The organism is Clostridium kluyveri DSM 555, assembly GCF_000016505.1.
Taxonomy (GTDB): domain Bacteria; phylum Bacillota; class Clostridia; order Clostridiales; family Clostridiaceae; genus Clostridium_B; species Clostridium_B kluyveri.
This window is the reverse complement of sequence record NC_009706.1, coordinates 2288941-2307860: the sequence shown is the minus strand read 5'-3', so window position 1 is coordinate 2307860 and position 18920 is coordinate 2288941. Positions and strand designations below refer to the sequence as shown.

Here is an 18920-nt window from a genome sequence, read left to right as displayed (position 1 = left end):
ACAAGTTTGTAAAGGGGCATAGATTTACTTGTAATTTTCTATCTTTTAAACAATTTTAGATTCAGAGGAATCTTCTGTATATTTAAAGTGTAAAAGCTCATGTGCAAGTCCATGTCCTGGCTTACCAAAATAAGTGTCATACATTTTTATTATTGCGGTGTTTTTATGTGATTTTCTCTTTGGCAGGTGGTTATCTTGATTGTATAATACAGAGGCCCTCAAGGTCCTGTAATCTATAAGTTCTCTGTTGAGTGAATTTAAATGAGGCTGTCCACCGCCATTTATACAACCGCCAGGGCAGGCCATAACTTCTATAAAATGATATTGTTTTTCTCCTATTTTTCCGGAATCTATAAAATCAAATAAATTTGCAGCACCGTTAATTACAGCTATATTATAGGTGTTGCCGGATATTTCAACAGAAGATTCTTTTATGCCTTTTAATCCCCTAATTTGGGTATATTCTATATCTTTAAGATCCACATTTTCTGCAAAGTCTTTTGCAGTTCTAAGAGCAGCTTCCATAACTCCACCGGTATTACCAAATATGACACCAGCCCCGCTGTATTCACCCATAGCAGCATCTGCTTCACTATCCTCAAGAGAGGTAAATTTAATTTTGGCAGCTTTAATCATTTTAGCAAGTTCTCTTGTAGTCAGCACAGCATCTATACATCGCATACCATTGACTTCCATATCAGTAAGATCTGCTTCGTATTTTTTGTCATTGCAAGGCATTATTGTAACAGTATATATGTCTTTTGCTTCTATACCGGATATAGATGGATAATAAGTTTTAGTTGCAGTGCCGAATATTTGCTGTGGTGACTTTGCAGATGAAAGATTTTCAAGCAATTCAGGGTAATAATTCTGAGCCTGTCTTACCCAGGCAGGGCAGCAGGATGTAAACATTGGAAAAGGACCTCCATTTTTTATCCTTTCCAAAAGTTCTGTAGCTTCTTCCATTATAGTCATATCAGCTCCAAAATTTATATCGAATATTTTGTCAAAATTAAGCATTCTTAAAGCAGTATAAATTTTACCTGTTACATCTTTGCCAAATCCCATGTTAAATAATTCACCAATAGCGGCTCTAACAGAAGGTGCCATGGCAACTATTACATGTTTTTTAGGATCTTTTAGCGCTTCTTGTACTCTGGATATATGAGGTTTTTCAGTTAAAGCACCTACAGGGCATGCAATAACACATTGTCCACATAATAGACAATTTGAATTATCAAAGCAAGGGTTATTTTCAATTCCAACAGTTCTCTTGCCATCCTTTTTGATAAATTGCATTACAGAAGTACCAGAATGTACCTTACATGCTGCTACACATCTACCACACAATATACATTTAGTCCTATCTAGCACAAGTGCGTTGCTTCTTGAGTCTATATATTTTTCTCTATCTTCCGGCAAAAATGGTTTTGAAGCCTTTGCTTTGGTTTTGATTACAAGTTTCAAAAACTCACAATCTTCTCTTCTTGGGCATGGCCCGCATTTAAATTCATGGGTATCTAGAAGTGAAGATATTCTCTTTTTAATTCTCTCCTTCACAGTCTCTGATTTAGTATCGATAACCATACCTTCTTCAATTTTTGTGGCACAGGCCACTATAATTTTACCGTTTGCCTCCACAAGACAGACTCCACATTTACCAATATTCATGCAATCCTTTAGATAACATAGTGTAGGTATATCCACATTATTATCTCTTGCTACCTGTAATATAGTTGAGTTTTCCTTTGCCTTTATTTCTTTACCATCTAAAATAACTGTAATCATTTAAATACTCCTTTTAAATATTTTCCTTAAGTACTGCATTTTAAATTTAATATAAATTTTTAAAAATAATTGCTATAAATTAAGTTAGTAGTTATATTAACAATCGAAACCGTTTTCTGAAAATTGGAATGATAAAAATTTAACATTTCAGATTACAAAATATTTTCAACCGTATTTAGCCGATTTAAACATATAATACAGTACTTAATAGGTATTTTATGATTTTATTTATTCATTTTTAGGCAAATCATCTGTAAAATCATTCAATAAATATTCTGATTTAAGCCTAAAATGAAATTTATTTCTTGTATTAACTAAATTATATCATCTTATATGGGTTATGTAAATTTAAAATTGGCTTATTATTTTTATAATATTATGGTAGAAAATATGATAGATTAGAAATATATAGCAGAATATTTGGCCTACAATTTAGATAAACTACAGTGGGAGAAAGGAAATGACTATTGAGTTATTTATATTTGTAGTACTTATTTTTTATTAATTTATTATGGACATACATTTATTTTTTAAGAAACTATAAAAAATTTTTATATATTCCCTATATTCTATTGTGATTTTTTATAGTATGATTCATTTCCAAAGTATAATGTTTAATTTTTATTAAAGTATATATAGATGTACTTTGTTTTTTTATAATCTTTAATTATTGTATTTGCAGGAAAGTGTTCATTTTATCAAAATATACTTCTTAAAGTTAGTGCTTAATTTCATCCCATTAAGATATGTACCTAAAAATTTTCTGGTATAATGAAATGTGATTAAATATGATGGGAGTGAAAGTTTATATATGAATAAAAATTGGGAAAAGAACATAATGATTTTTTTGGCTAGTCAAACCATATCCCTTTTTGGAACATCCTTAGTTCAATATGCGATTATATGGTTTATTACATTAAAAACACAGTCTGGAATTATGATGACCATATCAATTGTCAGTGGTTTTCTCCCTATATTCTTTCTTTCTCCTCTTGCAGGGGTGTGGGCTGATAGGTATAATAGAAAAATATTAATTATTTTATCTGATTCTTTTATTGCAATGTCAACGTTTATTCTGGCAATATTATTTCTTCTGGGATATGACAAAGTATGGCTGTTGTTTGTTATATCTGCCATAAGAGCTCTTGGAACAGCGGTTCAAACTCCTGCAATAGGCGCATTTATCCCGCAGCTTATACCTGAAAATAAACTTACTAAAATTAATGCTGTAAATGGAAGTATACAATCAATTGTTATGCTGATATCTCCTATGGTTAGTGGAGCACTTCTTACTATAACTAAAATAGAGATAATATTTTTTATAGATGTTGTCACTGCGGCTGCAGCAATTTTTATGCTAGTTTTATTTTTACATGTTCCTGCCCATAATAAAGCATTAAGAAAACAGACCAATAGTTATTTTATAGATATGAAAAAAGGAATTACATATATTAAAAATCATGAGTATATAAAAAAGTTCTTTTTATTTTGTATTGGATTTTTCTTTTTATCGGCTCCTGCTGCATTTTTAACTCCTCTGCAGGTATCACGAAGTTTTGGAAATGATGTATGGAGATTAACTTCAATTGAAATTGCTTTTTCTAGTGGTATGATATTGGGAGGGATAGTTATGGCCTACTGGGGAGGATTTAAAAATAGAATTTATACCATGACATTGTCAAGTTTTCTCATAGGAGCATGTACTTTTTTTCTTGGAGTTACGCCTAATTTTGTGTTGTATTTAACCTTTATGGGTCTAGTTGGAATAGCTATACCACTATTTAATACTCCTTCTATGGTATTATTGCAGGAGAAAGTACAGGAGGATTTTTTGGGTAGGGTATTTGGAGTGCTGACTATGATATCCAGTTCTATGATGCCCCTTGGAATGCTTATATTTGGACCAATATCAGATATGATTAAAATAGAATGGTTACTTATAGGTACGGGTATATTTATGTTCATTCAAAGTTTTTTCTTAATAAGCAGTAAAATATTAATAGAAAATGGAGAATCAAATTTGAAAATTAAATAATAACTAAAAATAATCAAAGTCTGTGAAATATTCTAAAAATACACAGACTATTATTTTAGATACAATATTATATTAGGATTTAAATAAAAGTTTTACAAAATTCAGATGGAATTAAAATCATCGTAATGGTGCTCTAATTCTATTGGCATATTAAACACCTTCTCGAACAAAAAGGACTTTTTTTCAAATTTATTTATAATTTTAATAACATTTTCTCCATTAATTGAAAGTTTCAAAATTTTATTTTTAAGTTCAATTTTCTCTAAGGATATTTTCAATTTATGGGTATGGTCTAATACATCGGCAATTCTCAATAAAGCAATCAATTGAAGTATTTTTAGTTCAACTTCATCGGAATAAACTTTTATACCGGAGTCAATTGATTTACCATGTCCACTTGCAATAAAAGAAATTAGTATTTTTATGTCATCTGGTATTTTGCATAGTATTGGATCCGTTAAAATAAGCTGCTTGGTATGTTTGTGATGGAACTTTTTACTGATAAAATACCCTATATCATGTAAAAGAGCACTATAATACAATATATCTCTATGTTCTTTTGTAAAGGAATAATATTTATTTATATAATCGAATAACTTTAAGGCATAGTACGCTACTTTTTGTTGGTGCAGAGCAATATTATGTACATTATATTTGTTTAAAACCAATATTTGTTCTGATTTGCTTAAGTAGCTTTCAATAACTTTCATATTTTTCTCCTAATATAACCATAATTTTATTTTAAATTATATGAAATACCAGAGAAAAATATTCAATATTATTGTATTTCCAAAGTTAATTTTCGATTGAAAAATTTTTCAAAATCATAGGCATCTTCTAATCGAAAAGATATTTTTGATGGAACTGTAATATTTATAATTACTTCTTTTTGTAGTAGGGTGCATTGAATTTTATCAATATTTTTATCTGTCATTTTATGAAGATTTCTAGATATTTTTAAAAGAACTGAAAGCTTTTCAATTATTTCAATATCTTCTTCATTAATTATATTTCCATAATGATCGCTTTGTATTTTTAAGGTACCCTTTCCCTGGGAAGCTGCCACATAAGAGGAAATAAGCTGCTCCCTATGAGATAGACCATTAATTCTAGAATTTGATATTATATAAAAAGAATGTTTAAAGCGACCGTAATAGCTTACATTAATTCCACAATTATATAATAAAGAAGCTGTTTTTAAAATTTTATACAAATTTTCAGGAGAAGCGTTAATTAGAGATTTTACACCCTTATATAACTTTTGTATAATAGTCCATATCTGCATGACATAAATTTTATCAATATGAAGATTTGAGATATAATTATTCAAAGAAAAATCCAATACATTGACTAGGGGAATTTTGTCTTTTAAAATATATTCATAAATCAACCCTTCTCTTATACCGTTTGAACTTATACATAGTTCATCTGAATGAATAAATTTTTGCAGAGTTAATAAGGCAGCCATAGGACCTAAGGATATATCGGCCCTGTCTTTGGAAAGCCCTTTAATTTTCTTGCGTTCGTTACAATCTTTACATTTTATATTTTCATAAATTTCTTTTACCTCATTTGATTTTATTTTATAATTGTGAAGATTATTTAAAGGGTAATTATCTTTTTTTTGATTAATTCGAGCTATATTTCTAATACTGCCTCCTATGCCAATCAATTGGATATTATTTAAGTTTTTTAACCAGGGAACATCATTATAATAGGAAAGTATAAATTTTATTAATTTACTTTCGATGTATTTATCAATAGAATCTGACAGAGAGAATTTTTCAGTAAGATTTATTGCGCCTATGGGTAAACTAATAGATTCTTTTATATATCTTTCTTTTACCCAAATAAGTTCAGTACTACTTCCTCCTATATCAACTAAAAGACCCTCAGAAAAATCTATACTATTTACCGTACCAAGGTAAGCATAATAGGCTTCTTCTTTACCTGATAATACACGTATTTCCATATCAAGCTCATTTTTTACTCTATTTAAAAATTCTGTCTGATTGGATGCTTTACGTACAGCTTCTGTGGCAACTGGTATAATGTGGGTTACATTTTTATATGTACAAAGATGTTTAAAGGAGTATAATGCAGATATTGCTTTATTCATTCTTATAATGTTAAGTTCTCCTTTTGAATTCATGTCTTTTCCAAGACCTATGGTTTCCTTTGATTCTTCTATTATTTTGAAAGAACCATATTCATGAATATGGGCTATTACCAAACGCATAGAATTGGATCCTATATCAATAATTCCTAGTCTAATCATTAATCTTATCTCCTTTTTCATATATAACTTTATGGGTTAATAAAGAGTATATCATATAAAGAATAATGATAAGATAACATTGTTTCATTTACATGGGTTAAATTTTGTTAACACGAAGTAAATACTTATTTAACATTGTACATATACTATTAAAGGTAATAAGTCTATTTTTGTATAAAATTGTTATATATGAGGAGATTTTGCATGATGACAGGAATTTTAAATGAACCTATTGCAGTTATTGATGTAGGATCAAACTACTTAAGGATGAGTATTACACAAGTGGATGAAAAGACTAATATAAAAATTCTGGAAAGTGTTATAAAGCCCACGCAAAATGGAAGGGATACCTTTATATCGGGAAGAATTTCTATAAATACTATTCATGAAACTTGTGATACTTTAAAAGGTTTTGTAAATTTAATGAAGGATTATAATGTTAGACACTATAAGGCTGTTTCTACTAGTGGAATTAGAGAGGCAGAAAATAAACAATATGTGCTGGAGAAAATTAGGCTCAGGGTTGGGATTAATGTACAGGCTATTACCGCTGCGGAGGAGCGGTTTTTTATGCTTAAGGCCATTAGAAAACATTTTTTAAAATCAAACTTTAAAATTTTAAAAAACACTTTAATTGTAAATGTTACTTCTGGCGGACTGGAGATGTTGATATATAAGAAAAATCAACTTAAATTTGCTGAATATAAGAAATTAGGTGCACTGAGACTTAAAGAAAATCTATGGGAATTAGAAAAAAAAACACTACATTTTTCAAAGGTTATGGAACAACATATTGAGAGTAAACTTTATTTATTAAAAGATGTTATATTAAAATATGAGACGGACTGTTTTATTGGACTGGGAGGAGAGCTAAAAACTGTCATTAAAATGATAGAAGGTTTAAACAAATCAAATGATGAAAGTATTAATAAAGATTTTATTTTGAAGGAAAATTTCTTGGAATTATACCATAAAATTAAAGACATGAGTGAGGACGAACTTATGTTTACCTATAATTTATCTAAAAAAGAAACAGAACTTTTAATGCCTTCTATTTCAATATTTTACTATTTTTTTAAAATTACCAATAGTGACAGGATATATATCCCCAAAATATCATTATGGCAGGGGATATTGTATGATTTAGTAGATGAACTTATGGGTACCACAGGTAAAGAGGAATCTTTCCGGGATATTATAAGTTCAGTTTGGCATATTGGAAATAAGTATGGAATAAATAAACCACATGCTGCTTTTGTAGAAAAAATATCTTTAAGCATATTTGATCAGACTTATAAATTGCATAAATTAGGGTATAAAGAACGAATGTATCTTCAGGTGGCATCTATTCTTCATGATGTGGGGAACATAATAAATAATACTTATCACCATATTCATTCTTATACTATTATAAAAAATCAAGATATTTTAGGATTTTCGAGTAAAGAAATAGATTTAATTGCCAATATAGCCAGATATCATTCTTATGAAATTCCTATGAGAGCTCATAATAGTTATCAAGTATTAGATGATAAGTCCAAGATAATTGTATCTACTCTGGCAGCAATTTTAAAATTAGCTGAGTGTCTGGATTCTTCTCATCTGCAAAAAATAAAAAAGTTAAAGCTTGTATTATCTGGGGAAACTTTATTTTTTAATTTGGAAAGTGAAGATGAAATAATTTTAGAAGAGTGGAATTTTAAAAAGAATGTAGATTTCTTTGAGGAGGTTGTTGGAGTAAGACCTATTATATGATCAAGGAGGGATATATTAAAATGAGTAAATATAGTTCACCAAAGAATTTTATTAATAGAGAACTTAGCTGGCTTGAATTTAATCAGAGAGTGCTTGAAGAGGCAAAGGATAATAGTAATCCTCTTTTTGAAAGACTCAAATTCGCATCTATTGTAAGTTCCAATTTAGATGAGTTTTTTATGGTTCGGGTGGGTTCCTTGGCTACTCAAATTGAGGCAGGTTTTGATAAGCCAGACCCTTCTGGACTGACTCCATTGGAACAAATGGAGAAGATTCTAATTAGGGCACACAAGTTAGTCTATGATCAAATAAATTGTTATAACAGGTCTTTAAAAGTTCATTTAAAAAAAGAAAATATTGCTTTTTTAAAACCTAAAGAACTTAGTGAAAGGCAATTGACATATTTAAAAGAGTATTATTTAAAAAATATCTATCCTGTACTAACACCTATGGTAGTTGATCAAAGTAGACCTTTTCCACTTATATTAAATCATAGTTTAAATATTGCTTTACTTCTACAGGATGATAAAAAAGGGCATGAAGGCATTTTTGCAACAATTCAAGTGCCTTCTGTACTTGAACGTTTTATTGAGGTCCCTTCTGATAATGAAAATATCACTGAAAAGATTTTTGTATTTTTAGAAGATATAATTAAGATGAATTTAAATGAGCTTTTTAGTGGATATCCTATTTTAGATTGCAGTTGCTATCGAATAACAAGAAATGCCGATTTGACTCTAGATGAAGAAGGCGCAGAGGATTTACTTGAAACTATTGAAGAATCCTTAAAACAACGTAAACGTGGAAGTACCGTTCGTCTTGAGGTGGAAAATGGTATTCATAGGTCACTACTTAAAATTTTAGAAAAGGAATTGGAAATATCAAAAGACAGGGAATATGAAATCAATGGACCTATTGACTTAACATTTTTAATGAAATTAAGTAATATGAAAAATTATGAACATTTAAAATACCCTCCTATTAAACCATATGTTTCACACCAGTTTTCAAAAGGAGAGAGTATATTTTCTTCTATTTCAAAAGAAGATATTTTATTGCACCACCCTTATGAAAGTTTTGAGCCTGTAGTTGACCTTGTAAGGGAAGCTGCCAGAGATTCAAAAGTTCTTGCAATAAAACAAACACTATATCGTGTAAGTGGAAATTCTCCAATTATTGATGCTCTAATAGAAGCAGCTGAAAATGGCAAACAAGTTACAGTGCTTGTGGAATTAAAAGCACGGTTTGATGAAAAAAATAATATTCATTGGGCAAAACATTTAGAAAAGGCAGGCTGTCATGTAATTTATGGACTTGTGGGACTTAAAACTCACTGCAAGTTATTGCTTATTGTCCGAAAAGAAAATGATGGTATTAAAAGGTATGTTCATATGGCTACTGGAAATTATAATGACATAACTGCTAGAATATATACAGATCTGGGTTTATTTACGGCAAATCCTTATTTTGGTGAAGATGCCTCTAGAGTATTTAATATGTTGTCTGGGTACTCAAGTCCAACAAAATTATTTAAAATGAGTTTAGCTCCTCTGCACTTAAGAGAAAGATTTTTATATTTAATTAATAGGGAAAGGCAAAATGCCAGAGAAGGTAAAAAGGCCAGAATTATAATTAAAATAAATTCTTTAGTTGATAAGGAAATTATAGAAGCCTTATACGAAGCATCCTGTGCGGGAGTAGTTATAGATTTGATCGTTAGAGGAATATGCTGCCTGACCCCAGGAATTTTGGGAATAAGTGATAGGATTTCTGTAAGAAGTATAGTAGGAAGGTTTCTAGAACACAGCCGTATTTATTACTTTTATAATGAAGGAGAAGAATCTATCTATTTATCCAGTGCGGATTTAATGAGTAGAAATTTAGATAGAAGAGTAGAGTTATTATTTCCTGTTGAAGATATTTCCGTAAAGAAAAAGGTAAAACAAATTTTAGAAGTTTCTCTAATTGATACAGTGAAAGCTAGAATTTTAGGCTCAAATGGTTATTATACAAGTATTGATAGAAGAGGAAAAGAGTTTATTAACAGCCAGAAATTTTTTTCCCGTGCTTCATTGAAAGATAGTGAATATAATAATAAGTATCTTTCATCTAATGCAAAATGGATGGAAGAAGGATTTGTTCCAGTACTTTCCAACGAAAAATTTTCATAGTTAAACTCATTTAATCCATAGATAAAAACAGCAAACTTTAAAATTAATTTAATATTAAAGTTTGCTGTTTTTATTTGTGGTGTCAAAATTAATTGTGAAGGAGTGTCTTTATAGAACGTTTAAAATCATGGATTACCGAGTATTTAATGAGATAAATAAATTCAAATAATGTATTAATAGTATTGTAAATATAAAAGCAAAGTGATATAATAAGGACATTATCAACAATTGATATTAATTAATATCAAAAATTAATTAATATCAATTGTTTGCATTTTAGGAGGGGTAACTATGAAGAAGTTTAATAATTTAAGAATCAGGAGTAAATTGCTAGTAAGTTTTTTAAGCATAGTTTTATTTATCGTAATAATTGCTTTGATTAGTATGATTAATATGGGAAAAATAAATACAGGTTCTAATCAGCTTTATAGTAATAATTTAAGAACTCTTAGAAATCTTGATAAATTTGATGCTAATACGCTGCACCTGCGCCTTAGTATAATAAATCTAGTAGAGAGTAGAGATAATAGTAAAGTTTCAGATACAATAACTTCTATGGATAATCTGAAAAGTGAAAACAACAGTATATTAAATGAATATAAGAAAGGAAATTTAACCAATCAGGAAAAAGATATATTGGTTAGATTAGAAAGTGAATTAACTGATTGGAGAAATATTTGTAATGATATTGTAAAATTAATGGCTGATGACAAATATGATGATGCCATGGCTTTAAATAAAGAAGCAGCCAGTTATAGAGACAAGTTAACAAAAAGTATTGAACAATTGGTTGAGATTGTAGATAAAAAAGCTAAAGACAGCAATATGGAAAATACTTCTTTATATAATACCTCGCTGTACATAATAATTCTAATAGTTGCAGCAGCTTTAATTATATCTCTGGTTGTAAGCTTTAAAATTTCTTCTTCAATTTCATCACAAGTTTTTAAAATATTATCTTTTACAGAGCTAATCAGTAAAGGTGATTTAAGTGAAACTATAAATTCATCCAGCAAGGATGAAATAGGGCTAATAGCTGAAAAATTAAATGATGCAAATGAGAGCATAAAGGGATTAGTAGGGGAAATATTACACGGAACGGAAGATATGAGTGCTTCTAGTGAAGAACTTTCTGCCACTGCTCAGGAGATTTCTTCTATGATGATATCTGTGAATGAAGCTACAGATCATATAGCTAAAGGAGCTCAAAATTTAAGTAGTATTACAGAAAATATTAGTCAATCCTCAGAGGAAATGGAAAGTAGTATATCTGAACTCTCAAATAAAGCAGAAGAATCTGCAAAATCCTCATTGGAAATAAAAAAGCGCGCTGCAAATATAAAAGAAACAGCTTCTAAGAATATAGAAGAAGGAGAAAATATATATAATGACAAGAAAGGTAATATTATAAAAGCAATTGAAGATGGAAAGGTGGTATCTGAAGTTAAAATTATGGCTGCTTCTATTTCCAGTATAGCTGAACAAACAAATCTTCTGGCACTAAATGCAGCTATTGAAGCTGCAAGGGCTGGCGAACATGGCAGGGGATTTGCTGTTGTTGCAGATGAAGTCAGGAAGCTTGCAGAACAATCCTCGAGTACTATAGATACTATTAATAAAATGGTTTTTTCAGTGGAAACTGCTTTTAAAAATCTTTCTAAAAGTGGAGAAGAAATATTAGATTATATAGCCAATAATGTAAAACCTAGCTATGAGTTTCTTATGAATACAGGAGTTCAGTATGAAAAAGATGCAGAATTCATAAGCAATATATCACAGGAAATTGACAGTGCCTCTAAACATATGAAACAATTGGTGTCTAAAGTGAATGACGCCATTCAGGGAGTTGCTTCAACAGCAGAAGAATCTTCTTCTGAATCACAGGAAATATCGAGCAGTATAAATGAGGTAACTAAAGCTATTGAAGATATATCTGCCTCCTCTGAAAGCCAGGCAGAACTTGCAGAGAAGCTTACCCACATAGTAAATAAATTTAAAGTTAATTAATAATAATTTAGATAAAAAATGAACTATACTAAATTGAAATGCACCTAAATGTTAGATATAAAACTAACACTTTCAGGTGCATTTTTGAGTATGTAGAAAAAATTATAATTATATTTTAAACTTCTGTACTAAAGTATGTAATTCTTGTGCCATTTTTGACTGGGTTTGGGATGCCGCGGCAACTTTTTCTGCGGCTTTGGTTGTTTCATAAATACTGTCCTTTATATCATAGGCATACTTAGAAGATTTTTCTTCATTGGATGCCATATTGTATATGGCTTTACTGATTTCTGATATAGTGGCGGATAACTCTTCTGACATAGAAGCTATTTCTTCTGACATATTATCTATAAATTTTGCATCAGTGTAATATTGTTCTCCCATATTTTCAAATAACTCAAATTGTGGATTTATTTTTTCGTTAATAAAGGACAGTACTTCATGACTGCCTGCAGAAAGATTTTTGAAAGCTTCTCTTACTTTTTCAATAGTATCTTCAATAGCACCCACTGCCTGGGAAGATTCTTCTGCAAGTTTTCCCACTTCTTCTGCAACTACGGCAAAACTCTTTCCCTGTTCTCCGGCACGAGCAGCTTCAATGGATGCATTTAAGGCAAGAAGATTAGTCTGTTCTGCTATATCGGCAATAGTATTGGCCATAATATGTATGTTTTCAACTATTTTTCCATGTTCGATGGCTTGCATTATTGTATATTTTTTATCTTTATATATTGTATGTACATTTTCAACAGCAGTTTTTCCATTGTCTTTTATAGTTATAGCTGCTTTTTTTGCTGCATTTGCATCGGCACTTCCTTCTAAAGCTTTTTGAGATAATTCATTTATATTCGAATTAATTTCCTCTATGGAAGCATTTATTTCTTCTGATGCAGCGGATGATTCTTGTATGCTGTCTGTTATAATTTTTATAGCACCAGACATATTTTCGGTTTTTGAAGAGAGTTCTTCTGCAGTAGAATATAGCTCTTCACTGGAACTGCTCATTTCTTGAGAATCTTCTATGATTTTTTTGAGTAAAGTAGTTATATTTTCTTGTGCAGTGTTGAGTGCTTCAACAGTTTCACCAAATTCATCCCTATGGCTTGTATTTATTTTTGTAGAAAAATCAAGTTTAGCAAATCTTTTTGAAAATTCTTTAATTTGTAAAAGGGGGGTATTTATATATCTTGAAATTATAATTCCTAGGACTATGGAAATAATTAAAGTGAATATGACTAATATATTTGTAAATTTTAAAGTTGAATTATAATGTTTAATACTGTTGTTGTAATCATTTTGTGTCAATTTCATATTTAAGTTTATACCTCTGTCAAGTACTGACAGTACTTCTTTTCTATATTTTGAGGCTGTTAAAAATTCTTCTTGAGCACCTGTATAATTTCCATCTTGTGCTAATTTAATACAATTTTCACGGGAATTGTTCCATGCTTGTATGCGCTGTTTAAGCTCATAAATTAGTTGTTTAGCCTCAGTATCTGTGATGAGGGAAGCATAACTTGAAATAAGTTCATCATTTTGTTTTGATATATTATTCATATTAGTTATTGCAGCTTCTAAATTTTTTCTATTCTCAGGAGCTATAACAATTAGCATATCATCTTCTTTATCACTTGGCATATTTATTTTTAGCTTGTAGAATAAATTTATTCCCTTTAAATTTACAGTGTATATATTATTTAGGTCTTTGTTTATTAATTTCATTCTGGTAATGCAGGTAATGCCGATTATAGATCCCAATAATGCCACTACAACAAATGACAGTAACAGTTTTTTAAAAATACTCCAATTTGATAATATTTTCATAAAATTTTCACCTCAACTTATAATATTGCACTTTTTAAACATTTAGTTCGATTCTTATGTAATAATATTCTTTGTTTTAAATTTAAAGTAAATCAGTCAGCATTTTTTGAGCAAAATAATGTGAAAATTGGCAGAATATTTTGGAAGAAATGATTTTAATTAAAAATTTAGATAAAAATCAGATTTAAATGTATAATAATGTTATAATTAATTGTACAAAATGTTTATTTTGTTTAAAATTTTTTTTGAAATGTACATAAATGGAGTAAATATAAAATACAATATAAAAAGCACCCTTCCATAGAAATAATCGTGAATTTATCCGAAGAATCACTTGATCATTTGAAATTATTGTCTGGAAAGAGTGTTCTTTATTCAGTTTAAGCAAAAATTTTTTGCGTTTTTTTATTATAGCCCCAGTCCTTTTTGGCAATATCCATATTTAAACCACTGGCAGGTGCCACATATATTTTCAAAATTTTTATGATTTATTTTTTCATGAATAGTATTTAAAATATATTTATAAGTATAAATTTCATTTAAATTTAAATCTAACAAATTTAATATCTTTTTATCAATGGATTTAATTTTAATCTCATATCGGCATAATTTTTCTTCTGTGTTGTTTGGGCAGCAGGAACAAATTTCATCTACACCAGCTATAACTTTTATTCTGGTAAGAGTATCTTTTTTAACCGGCAAATTATTTTATCCATATTTTCAGTAAAATTCTTGCTGTAGCCATATCCCTTATATCCCTGTATGCATAACAGATGATGGGCTCTAAGCGTTAACATTTTATGAGATGGGTTTTTATAAGAGCCATCCTTACTTTGCCTCCTAATAAATAGGCTAATGCAATTTTTATAATATCTAAAGGTATAAAGGGAAGAACACCTATTACTAGGGCTTTTTTAATTGCGATATTTGTTATAAATGACAGTTGGACTATTCCCATTCCATAACAAATCAGCAGGGATGTAATTAGCAGCGTAGTTGATTGTATATGGGATAAGCTTTTATCGGATATTTTTCCTACAATAAAAGCTACAATGGGATAAGATATAAGATACCCTCCTGAGGGGCCAAATACCACATTTAATCCCCCTTGAAAATTTACAAAAATAGGAATGCCGATTGCACCTAAAAGTATATATATAATCTGAGATAGTGTTCCAAGTCTACTACCTAATATTATTGCAGATATGTACACTGCCATTACTTGGAGAGTAATTGGCACGGGACTAAAGGGAAGGGGGATGGAAATTTGAGCTAAAATAGCTGTCAAAGCTGTAAAAATAGCTATTATGGTAATATCTCTTATTTTTAAGTTCATTTTTTTACTCCTTTCAAGTATCGTTAACTGAATTATAAAAAATAGTAACAATATAATTATAATAACTGGACAGTGAATTGTCAACGAATAATATATATTGGTTTACAATTTCAACTCAAGAATCACCTGATAAATAATATGAAATAGAGACTGCTGACAAGGCATAATCAGTAGTATATAATAGAAATAAAGGTTTCCCCAAATCATAAGATATATAAAGGGATATATGTAGTGACAATTTTAAAAGTAAATATTGCAGAGGGGAGAGTATGCTTTTATGAATGCATTGTTAGAACAAATTAAATACGCTAATGGCAAATTTCCAGAGGAACAGATACGACAGATAATAAGTAGAAAAGAAGAGTTTATTCCTGAATTAATTGAAATACTGAGATCTGCTGAAGATAACTATAATGAGATTCTAGGAAAACCTAATTATTTCTTGCATATATATGCAGCATATTTATTGGCACAGTTTAATGAAGAACAAAGTTTTTCCTTAATCATAGATTTAATTAGTTTACCGGATGAAATTGTATTTAAGATATTTGGCGATGTTGTCACAGAAGATTTACATAGAATTTTAGCATCTGTCTGCAAAGGAAATGTCCAGCCAGTAAAAGAATTATTGGAAAATGAAAATGTTAATGAGTATATAAGAGTTGCTGCAATTAAGACATTTCCTGTATTATGGGTGGAAGGTGTTATATCCAAGGATGAAATAATTAAATATTATAGAAGTTTATTGAAAGAAAAATTGAAAAGAGAACGTTCTGTTGTTTGGGGCAGTCTGGTAAGCAGCTGTTGTGAAATATGTCCAGATGAATTATATGAGGAAATTAAGGAAGCGTATAAGGATAACTTAATAGAAAATTTCTACATATCTTTAGAAGAGGTAGAAGAGAATTTTGATATTGAAGATGATGAAAGAATTTTAAATTTAAAGAGGAGAGGATATGAATTTATAAGAGATACCATTAAAGATTTGGAGTATTGGCCATGCTTTCAGCAGAATATTAAATCTGAACCACAAAATGGAACCCATATTCAAAGAAAAATTGCAGATAAAAAGAAGAAAAAAAGAAAGCAGGTAAAAGCCTCTAGAAAAAATCAGAGAAGGAAATAAAATATTTAACTAATGGGCATATTCCTAAAAAAAGGTATATGTCCTTATTTTCTATATATTTGGAGGGATTATCTTATGAGAAGAGAATATATAAATTATCCAAAAGATGTACCTGTTTTAATTTCCTGTGCCAATATAATTGAATATCCCATACACTGGCACAATTCTATAGAAATACTCTATGTACTTAAGGGCAAATTTTATGTAACCATAGATTCAGATAAGTATGAACTGGTGGAGAAGGATATAGAAATAATAAATATAGATGAAGCCCATAGTATTTACAGCGAATAATACTACAGGATACAGTTTTACAGATTTACTTAATTTAACTAGAGTTGATGAAGCATTGAAAATTCTTTTAGATACTGATAAAAATATATCTGAAATATCAGAGGAAGTAGGATTTTCACATACAAGGTATTTTAATAAACATTTTAAAATTCGATTTAAATGTACACCTTCCCAATACAGAAAAAAATTCAAAGTAGATGAAGAAATTTTTAAGAAACAAAAAAATAGTTTTTCAGGAGCTTTCAGATAGTCTTCAATTTATAACCTATTATCTTGAAGATTATGACAGATTTAATTATGAAGAAAAATATGCAAGAGTTCTAAATGTATTTAGTGAGGACATGGGTATATTTAAAGGCTCTGATTTTTATAACTGGAATAGGGACAATTGGTATTTGATAATACAGCTTTTGCACAGGAAGAATTTAAAGAAGTATTAAAATCCTTTTTAGATTATTTTAGTGAGCTTGATACTATAGATTTTACTTCTTTTAAATTTCAATTTATATCTGAAATGGATGGAAGTTGTGTAGAAGAAATAACTGGATTTTTGCTTAAAAACCATGAATTTGAAGTTTTAAAAAGTAGATTTTTTTATGGGGATAATGTGAATTTTATCTATGATACAACATACATGCTTCCTTTTACAATTAACAGTATTATAAATAAAAAAAGCAATTTTTTTAATGAATAAAATGGGAAATACTTTAGTTGCAAAGGATAAAGGATTAATAGTCACTAAAAGTTATAGAGAATATCAGATTCTGCTCTATAGTTATCATGAGGACATAGAAGATATTAATTTTTCTGAAAATTTTTCTAAGTTTAGAGGCAGTAAGGATATTACTGAAAGGAAATTTTCATTAAATGTTGTGGGGATATCTTCTGCTGTGCGAATAATAACTTATGATATAAATGAAAAAGTGGGTTCTTCCTATAATTACTGGGCGGATATGGGCAAGCCAAAGAGGCTGAGCAAAGAAGCTAAAGGAAATACTTTATAAGTCCTCTTTCCCTCAAATACGTTTTAAGAGTATAAAAAAAGTACGGTATTTAATATACAAGCTAAAATTCAAGGGTATGGTGTAGTGCTTATAGTAATAAAAGAGGTATAAATAAATAAAAAACATGGCTTTTTATGCTTTTGCCATAAAAAATATATTTTATTCATATAGCATATTAGTACTTTTATAGCAGCATTTTAGTTGATGAAATCCACCGGGCTGAAAGGTTATAATTTAACCTAGAAGTCTGGCTAGCTCAGACCTCAGGAATTGAGGTGGTTTTATGGGAGCAGATGACAAAAGTTTTTTAAATGATAAAGTAAACAAATTACTTTTTAGATTTGCTGTTCCTGCAATTTTTTCTCTACTTGTAGGTGAGTTTTATAATATAATTGCTATAGTGTTTGCAGGAAGGTATATAGGTACAAATGCCATAGGTGCACTTACAGTAGAATTTCCCATACAGAGATTTTTTATTGCTCTTGGCCTTTTAATAGCAGTTGGAACGTCAACTTATGCCGCCAGGATAATAGGGAAAAAAGATATATCTGAATTGAAAAAATAATAGTGAATTCTTTTATTTTAACTTTAACTTTTTTAATTTTAATTAGCTATATACTTATTGCAAATATGGCAATGGGAATAGAGGGAAGTGCTATTGCTGCAGTAGTGGCACAGATTGTTTCTTGTATGTTTGCATTATTTAAATTTATTGATATAAGTAAGGCACTTCATATTCAATTTTCAAACAAATCTGTTCTGGAATATTTAAACATAGATATCTTAAATCAAATAATTGTCTGTGGGTTTTCCACTTTTATAGTTGAGATTTCAGATGCAGTGGTGGCTGGGGTGTTAAATAATGTGATTTATAGTACTGGTGGGGATTCTGCCATAATTATTGTGGGAGTAGTTGAAAAAGTATCTATGTTTATCTATAGTGCAATTATAGGTATAAGTTCTGGAATGCAGCCCATAGTAGGATATAATTTTGGAGCTGAAAAATATGAGAGAGTTAAAGAAGTTTTAAAAAGTTCTATTAAGATTGTTATTGTGCTCTCTATAGTGTTCTGGGCAATTTTTCTGTTTTTTTCCTATGAAATAATAGGATTATTCTTCCTAAAGGATAAAGCACTGCTTTACCAAACTGTCAGTGTTTTTAGAATAAGTATCTCAATGATCCCTCTCCTTGGAATATATTATGTTACCATGTATTATTATCAGGCAATAGGAGAGTCCAAAAAAGCTTTTTACTATCTATATATAGGGAAATTATAATATTTATACCTCTTGCACTGTTTC

At 29.5% G+C, this 18920-nt stretch carries 18 protein-coding genes; 12 read left to right on the top strand and 6 right to left on the bottom strand.

The features are described 5' to 3' along the window. Positions 1-45: 45 nt before the first annotated feature. Complete coding sequence (locus tag CKL_RS11065) at positions 46-1788, bottom strand: ferredoxin hydrogenase (protein WP_012102599.1); 1743 nt, start codon at positions 1786-1788, stop codon at positions 46-48. Positions 1789-2599: 811 nt separating this feature from the next. Here CKL_RS11065 and CKL_RS11060 point away from each other — a divergent pair. Further along, positions 2600-3823 carry an MFS transporter gene (locus tag CKL_RS11060; protein ID WP_012102598.1) on the top strand — a complete coding sequence of 408 codons (1224 nt, stop codon included), beginning with the start codon at positions 2600-2602 and terminating at the stop codon, positions 3821-3823. A 101-nt stretch (positions 3824-3924) separates the two neighbouring features. Here CKL_RS11060 and CKL_RS11055 read toward each other — a convergent pair whose 3' ends face one another. Both CKL_RS11055 and ppx read right to left on the bottom strand, forming a co-directional pair. Then, on the bottom strand, positions 3925-4533 hold the full coding sequence (locus tag CKL_RS11055) for an HD domain-containing protein (RefSeq protein ID WP_012102597.1): 609 nt from the start codon (positions 4531-4533) through the stop codon (positions 3925-3927). 68 nt (positions 4534-4601) lie between these two features. Continuing rightward, positions 4602-6101 (bottom strand): exopolyphosphatase, encoded by a 1500-nt coding sequence (gene ppx, locus CKL_RS11050; RefSeq protein ID WP_012102596.1) that lies wholly within the window; start codon positions 6099-6101, stop codon positions 4602-4604. A 204-nt stretch (positions 6102-6305) separates the two neighbouring features. On the opposite strand from ppx, the gene CKL_RS11045 reads away from it, so the two are divergent. The 3 genes from CKL_RS11045 to CKL_RS11035 all read left to right on the top strand — a co-directional run bounded on the left by CKL_RS11045 (position 6306) and on the right by CKL_RS11035 (position 12034). Beyond that, positions 6306-7856 (top strand): Ppx/GppA phosphatase family protein, encoded by a 1551-nt coding sequence (locus tag CKL_RS11045; RefSeq protein ID WP_012102595.1) that lies wholly within the window; start codon positions 6306-6308, stop codon positions 7854-7856. Positions 7857-7876: 20 nt separating this feature from the next. Continuing rightward, on the top strand, positions 7877-10027 hold the full coding sequence (locus tag CKL_RS11040; protein ID WP_012102594.1) for an RNA degradosome polyphosphate kinase: 2151 nt from the start codon (positions 7877-7879) through the stop codon (positions 10025-10027). A gap of 291 nt (positions 10028-10318) precedes the next feature. Next, a complete protein-coding gene (locus CKL_RS11035) occupies positions 10319-12034 on the top strand; it encodes a methyl-accepting chemotaxis protein (protein WP_012102593.1) in 1716 nt (571 codons plus the stop codon). 108 nt (positions 12035-12142) lie between these two features. Here the strand turns inward: CKL_RS11035 and CKL_RS11030 are convergent, their stop codons facing one another. From CKL_RS11030 to CKL_RS11020, 3 genes are all read right to left on the bottom strand, one after another. Beyond that, positions 12143-13858 carry a methyl-accepting chemotaxis protein gene (locus CKL_RS11030; RefSeq protein ID WP_012102592.1) on the bottom strand — a complete coding sequence of 572 codons (1716 nt, stop codon included), beginning with the start codon at positions 13856-13858 and terminating at the stop codon, positions 12143-12145. Between the two features lie 408 nt (positions 13859-14266). Continuing rightward, complete coding sequence (locus CKL_RS11025; protein ID WP_012102591.1) at positions 14267-14560, bottom strand: DUF1284 domain-containing protein; 294 nt, start codon at positions 14558-14560, stop codon at positions 14267-14269. A gap of 88 nt (positions 14561-14648) precedes the next feature. Then, positions 14649-15194, bottom strand: coding sequence for a biotin transporter BioY (locus CKL_RS11020; protein ID WP_012102590.1), 546 nt, complete (start codon positions 15192-15194; stop codon positions 14649-14651). Positions 15195-15471: 277 nt separating this feature from the next. Between CKL_RS11020 and CKL_RS11015 the strand changes: the two genes are divergently transcribed. The 8 genes from CKL_RS11015 to CKL_RS10985 all read left to right on the top strand — a co-directional run bounded on the left by CKL_RS11015 (position 15472) and on the right by CKL_RS10985 (position 18896). Continuing rightward, the gene (locus tag CKL_RS11015; protein ID WP_012102589.1) at positions 15472-16320 is read left to right on the top strand and encodes a DUF1186 family protein; all 849 of its coding nucleotides are present in this window, start codon (positions 15472-15474) and stop codon (positions 16318-16320) included. A gap of 75 nt (positions 16321-16395) precedes the next feature. Beyond that, a complete protein-coding gene (locus tag CKL_RS21315; RefSeq protein WP_012102588.1) occupies positions 16396-16614 on the top strand; it encodes a cupin domain-containing protein in 219 nt (72 codons plus the stop codon). Continuing rightward, positions 16586-16864 (top strand): helix-turn-helix domain-containing protein, encoded by a 279-nt coding sequence (locus CKL_RS21310; protein WP_041700811.1) that lies wholly within the window; start codon positions 16586-16588, stop codon positions 16862-16864. The genes CKL_RS21315 and CKL_RS21310 overlap by 29 nt, the downstream gene beginning before the upstream one ends. Then, positions 16812-17054, top strand: coding sequence for a hypothetical protein (locus tag CKL_RS21305; RefSeq protein ID WP_242652557.1), 243 nt, complete (start codon positions 16812-16814; stop codon positions 17052-17054). Before CKL_RS21310 ends, CKL_RS21305 begins: the two co-directional genes overlap by 53 nt. Then, entirely contained in the window at positions 17003-17308 is a 306-nt protein-coding gene (locus tag CKL_RS21300) for a hypothetical protein (RefSeq protein WP_012102586.1), read from the top strand. The genes CKL_RS21305 and CKL_RS21300 overlap by 52 nt, the downstream gene beginning before the upstream one ends. Before the next feature lies 1 nt (position 17309). Next, a complete protein-coding gene (locus CKL_RS21295; protein ID WP_242652484.1) occupies positions 17310-17618 on the top strand; it encodes a transcriptional regulator in 309 nt (102 codons plus the stop codon). 283 nt (positions 17619-17901) lie between these two features. Next, entirely contained in the window at positions 17902-18183 is a 282-nt protein-coding gene (locus CKL_RS10990) for an MATE family efflux transporter (protein WP_012102584.1), read from the top strand. Between the two features lie 2 nt (positions 18184-18185). After that, the gene (locus CKL_RS10985) at positions 18186-18896 is read left to right on the top strand and encodes an MATE family efflux transporter (RefSeq protein ID WP_012102583.1); all 711 of its coding nucleotides are present in this window, start codon (positions 18186-18188) and stop codon (positions 18894-18896) included. Positions 18897-18920 lie beyond the last annotated feature (24 nt).

Coding starts and splice junctions, on each gene's coding strand:
- CKL_RS11065 (WP_012102599.1), bottom strand. CDS start 1,788: ATGATTACAGTTATTTTAGATGGTAAAGAAATAAAGGCAAAGGAAAAC.
- CKL_RS11060 (WP_012102598.1), top strand. CDS start 2,600: ATGAATAAAAATTGGGAAAAGAACATAATGATTTTTTTGGCTAGTCAA.
- CKL_RS11055 (WP_012102597.1), bottom strand. CDS start 4,533: ATGAAAGTTATTGAAAGCTACTTAAGCAAATCAGAACAAATATTGGTT.
- ppx (WP_012102596.1), bottom strand. CDS start 6,101: ATGATTAGACTAGGAATTATTGATATAGGATCCAATTCTATGCGTTTG.
- CKL_RS11045 (WP_012102595.1), top strand. CDS start 6,306: ATGATGACAGGAATTTTAAATGAACCTATTGCAGTTATTGATGTAGGA.
- CKL_RS11040 (WP_012102594.1), top strand. CDS start 7,877: ATGAGTAAATATAGTTCACCAAAGAATTTTATTAATAGAGAACTTAGC.
- CKL_RS11035 (WP_012102593.1), top strand. CDS start 10,319: ATGAAGAAGTTTAATAATTTAAGAATCAGGAGTAAATTGCTAGTAAGT.
- CKL_RS11030 (WP_012102592.1), bottom strand. CDS start 13,858: ATGAAAATATTATCAAATTGGAGTATTTTTAAAAAACTGTTACTGTCA.
- CKL_RS11020 (WP_012102590.1), bottom strand. CDS start 15,194: ATGAACTTAAAAATAAGAGATATTACCATAATAGCTATTTTTACAGCT.
- CKL_RS11015 (WP_012102589.1), top strand. CDS start 15,472: ATGAATGCATTGTTAGAACAAATTAAATACGCTAATGGCAAATTTCCA.
- CKL_RS21315 (WP_012102588.1), top strand. CDS start 16,396: ATGAGAAGAGAATATATAAATTATCCAAAAGATGTACCTGTTTTAATT.
- CKL_RS21310 (WP_041700811.1), top strand. CDS start 16,586: ATGAAGCCCATAGTATTTACAGCGAATAATACTACAGGATACAGTTTT.
- CKL_RS21305 (WP_242652557.1), top strand. CDS start 16,812: ATGAAGAAATTTTTAAGAAACAAAAAAATAGTTTTTCAGGAGCTTTCA.
- CKL_RS21295 (WP_242652484.1), top strand. CDS start 17,310: ATGGGAAATACTTTAGTTGCAAAGGATAAAGGATTAATAGTCACTAAA.
- CKL_RS10990 (WP_012102584.1), top strand. CDS start 17,902: ATGGGAGCAGATGACAAAAGTTTTTTAAATGATAAAGTAAACAAATTA.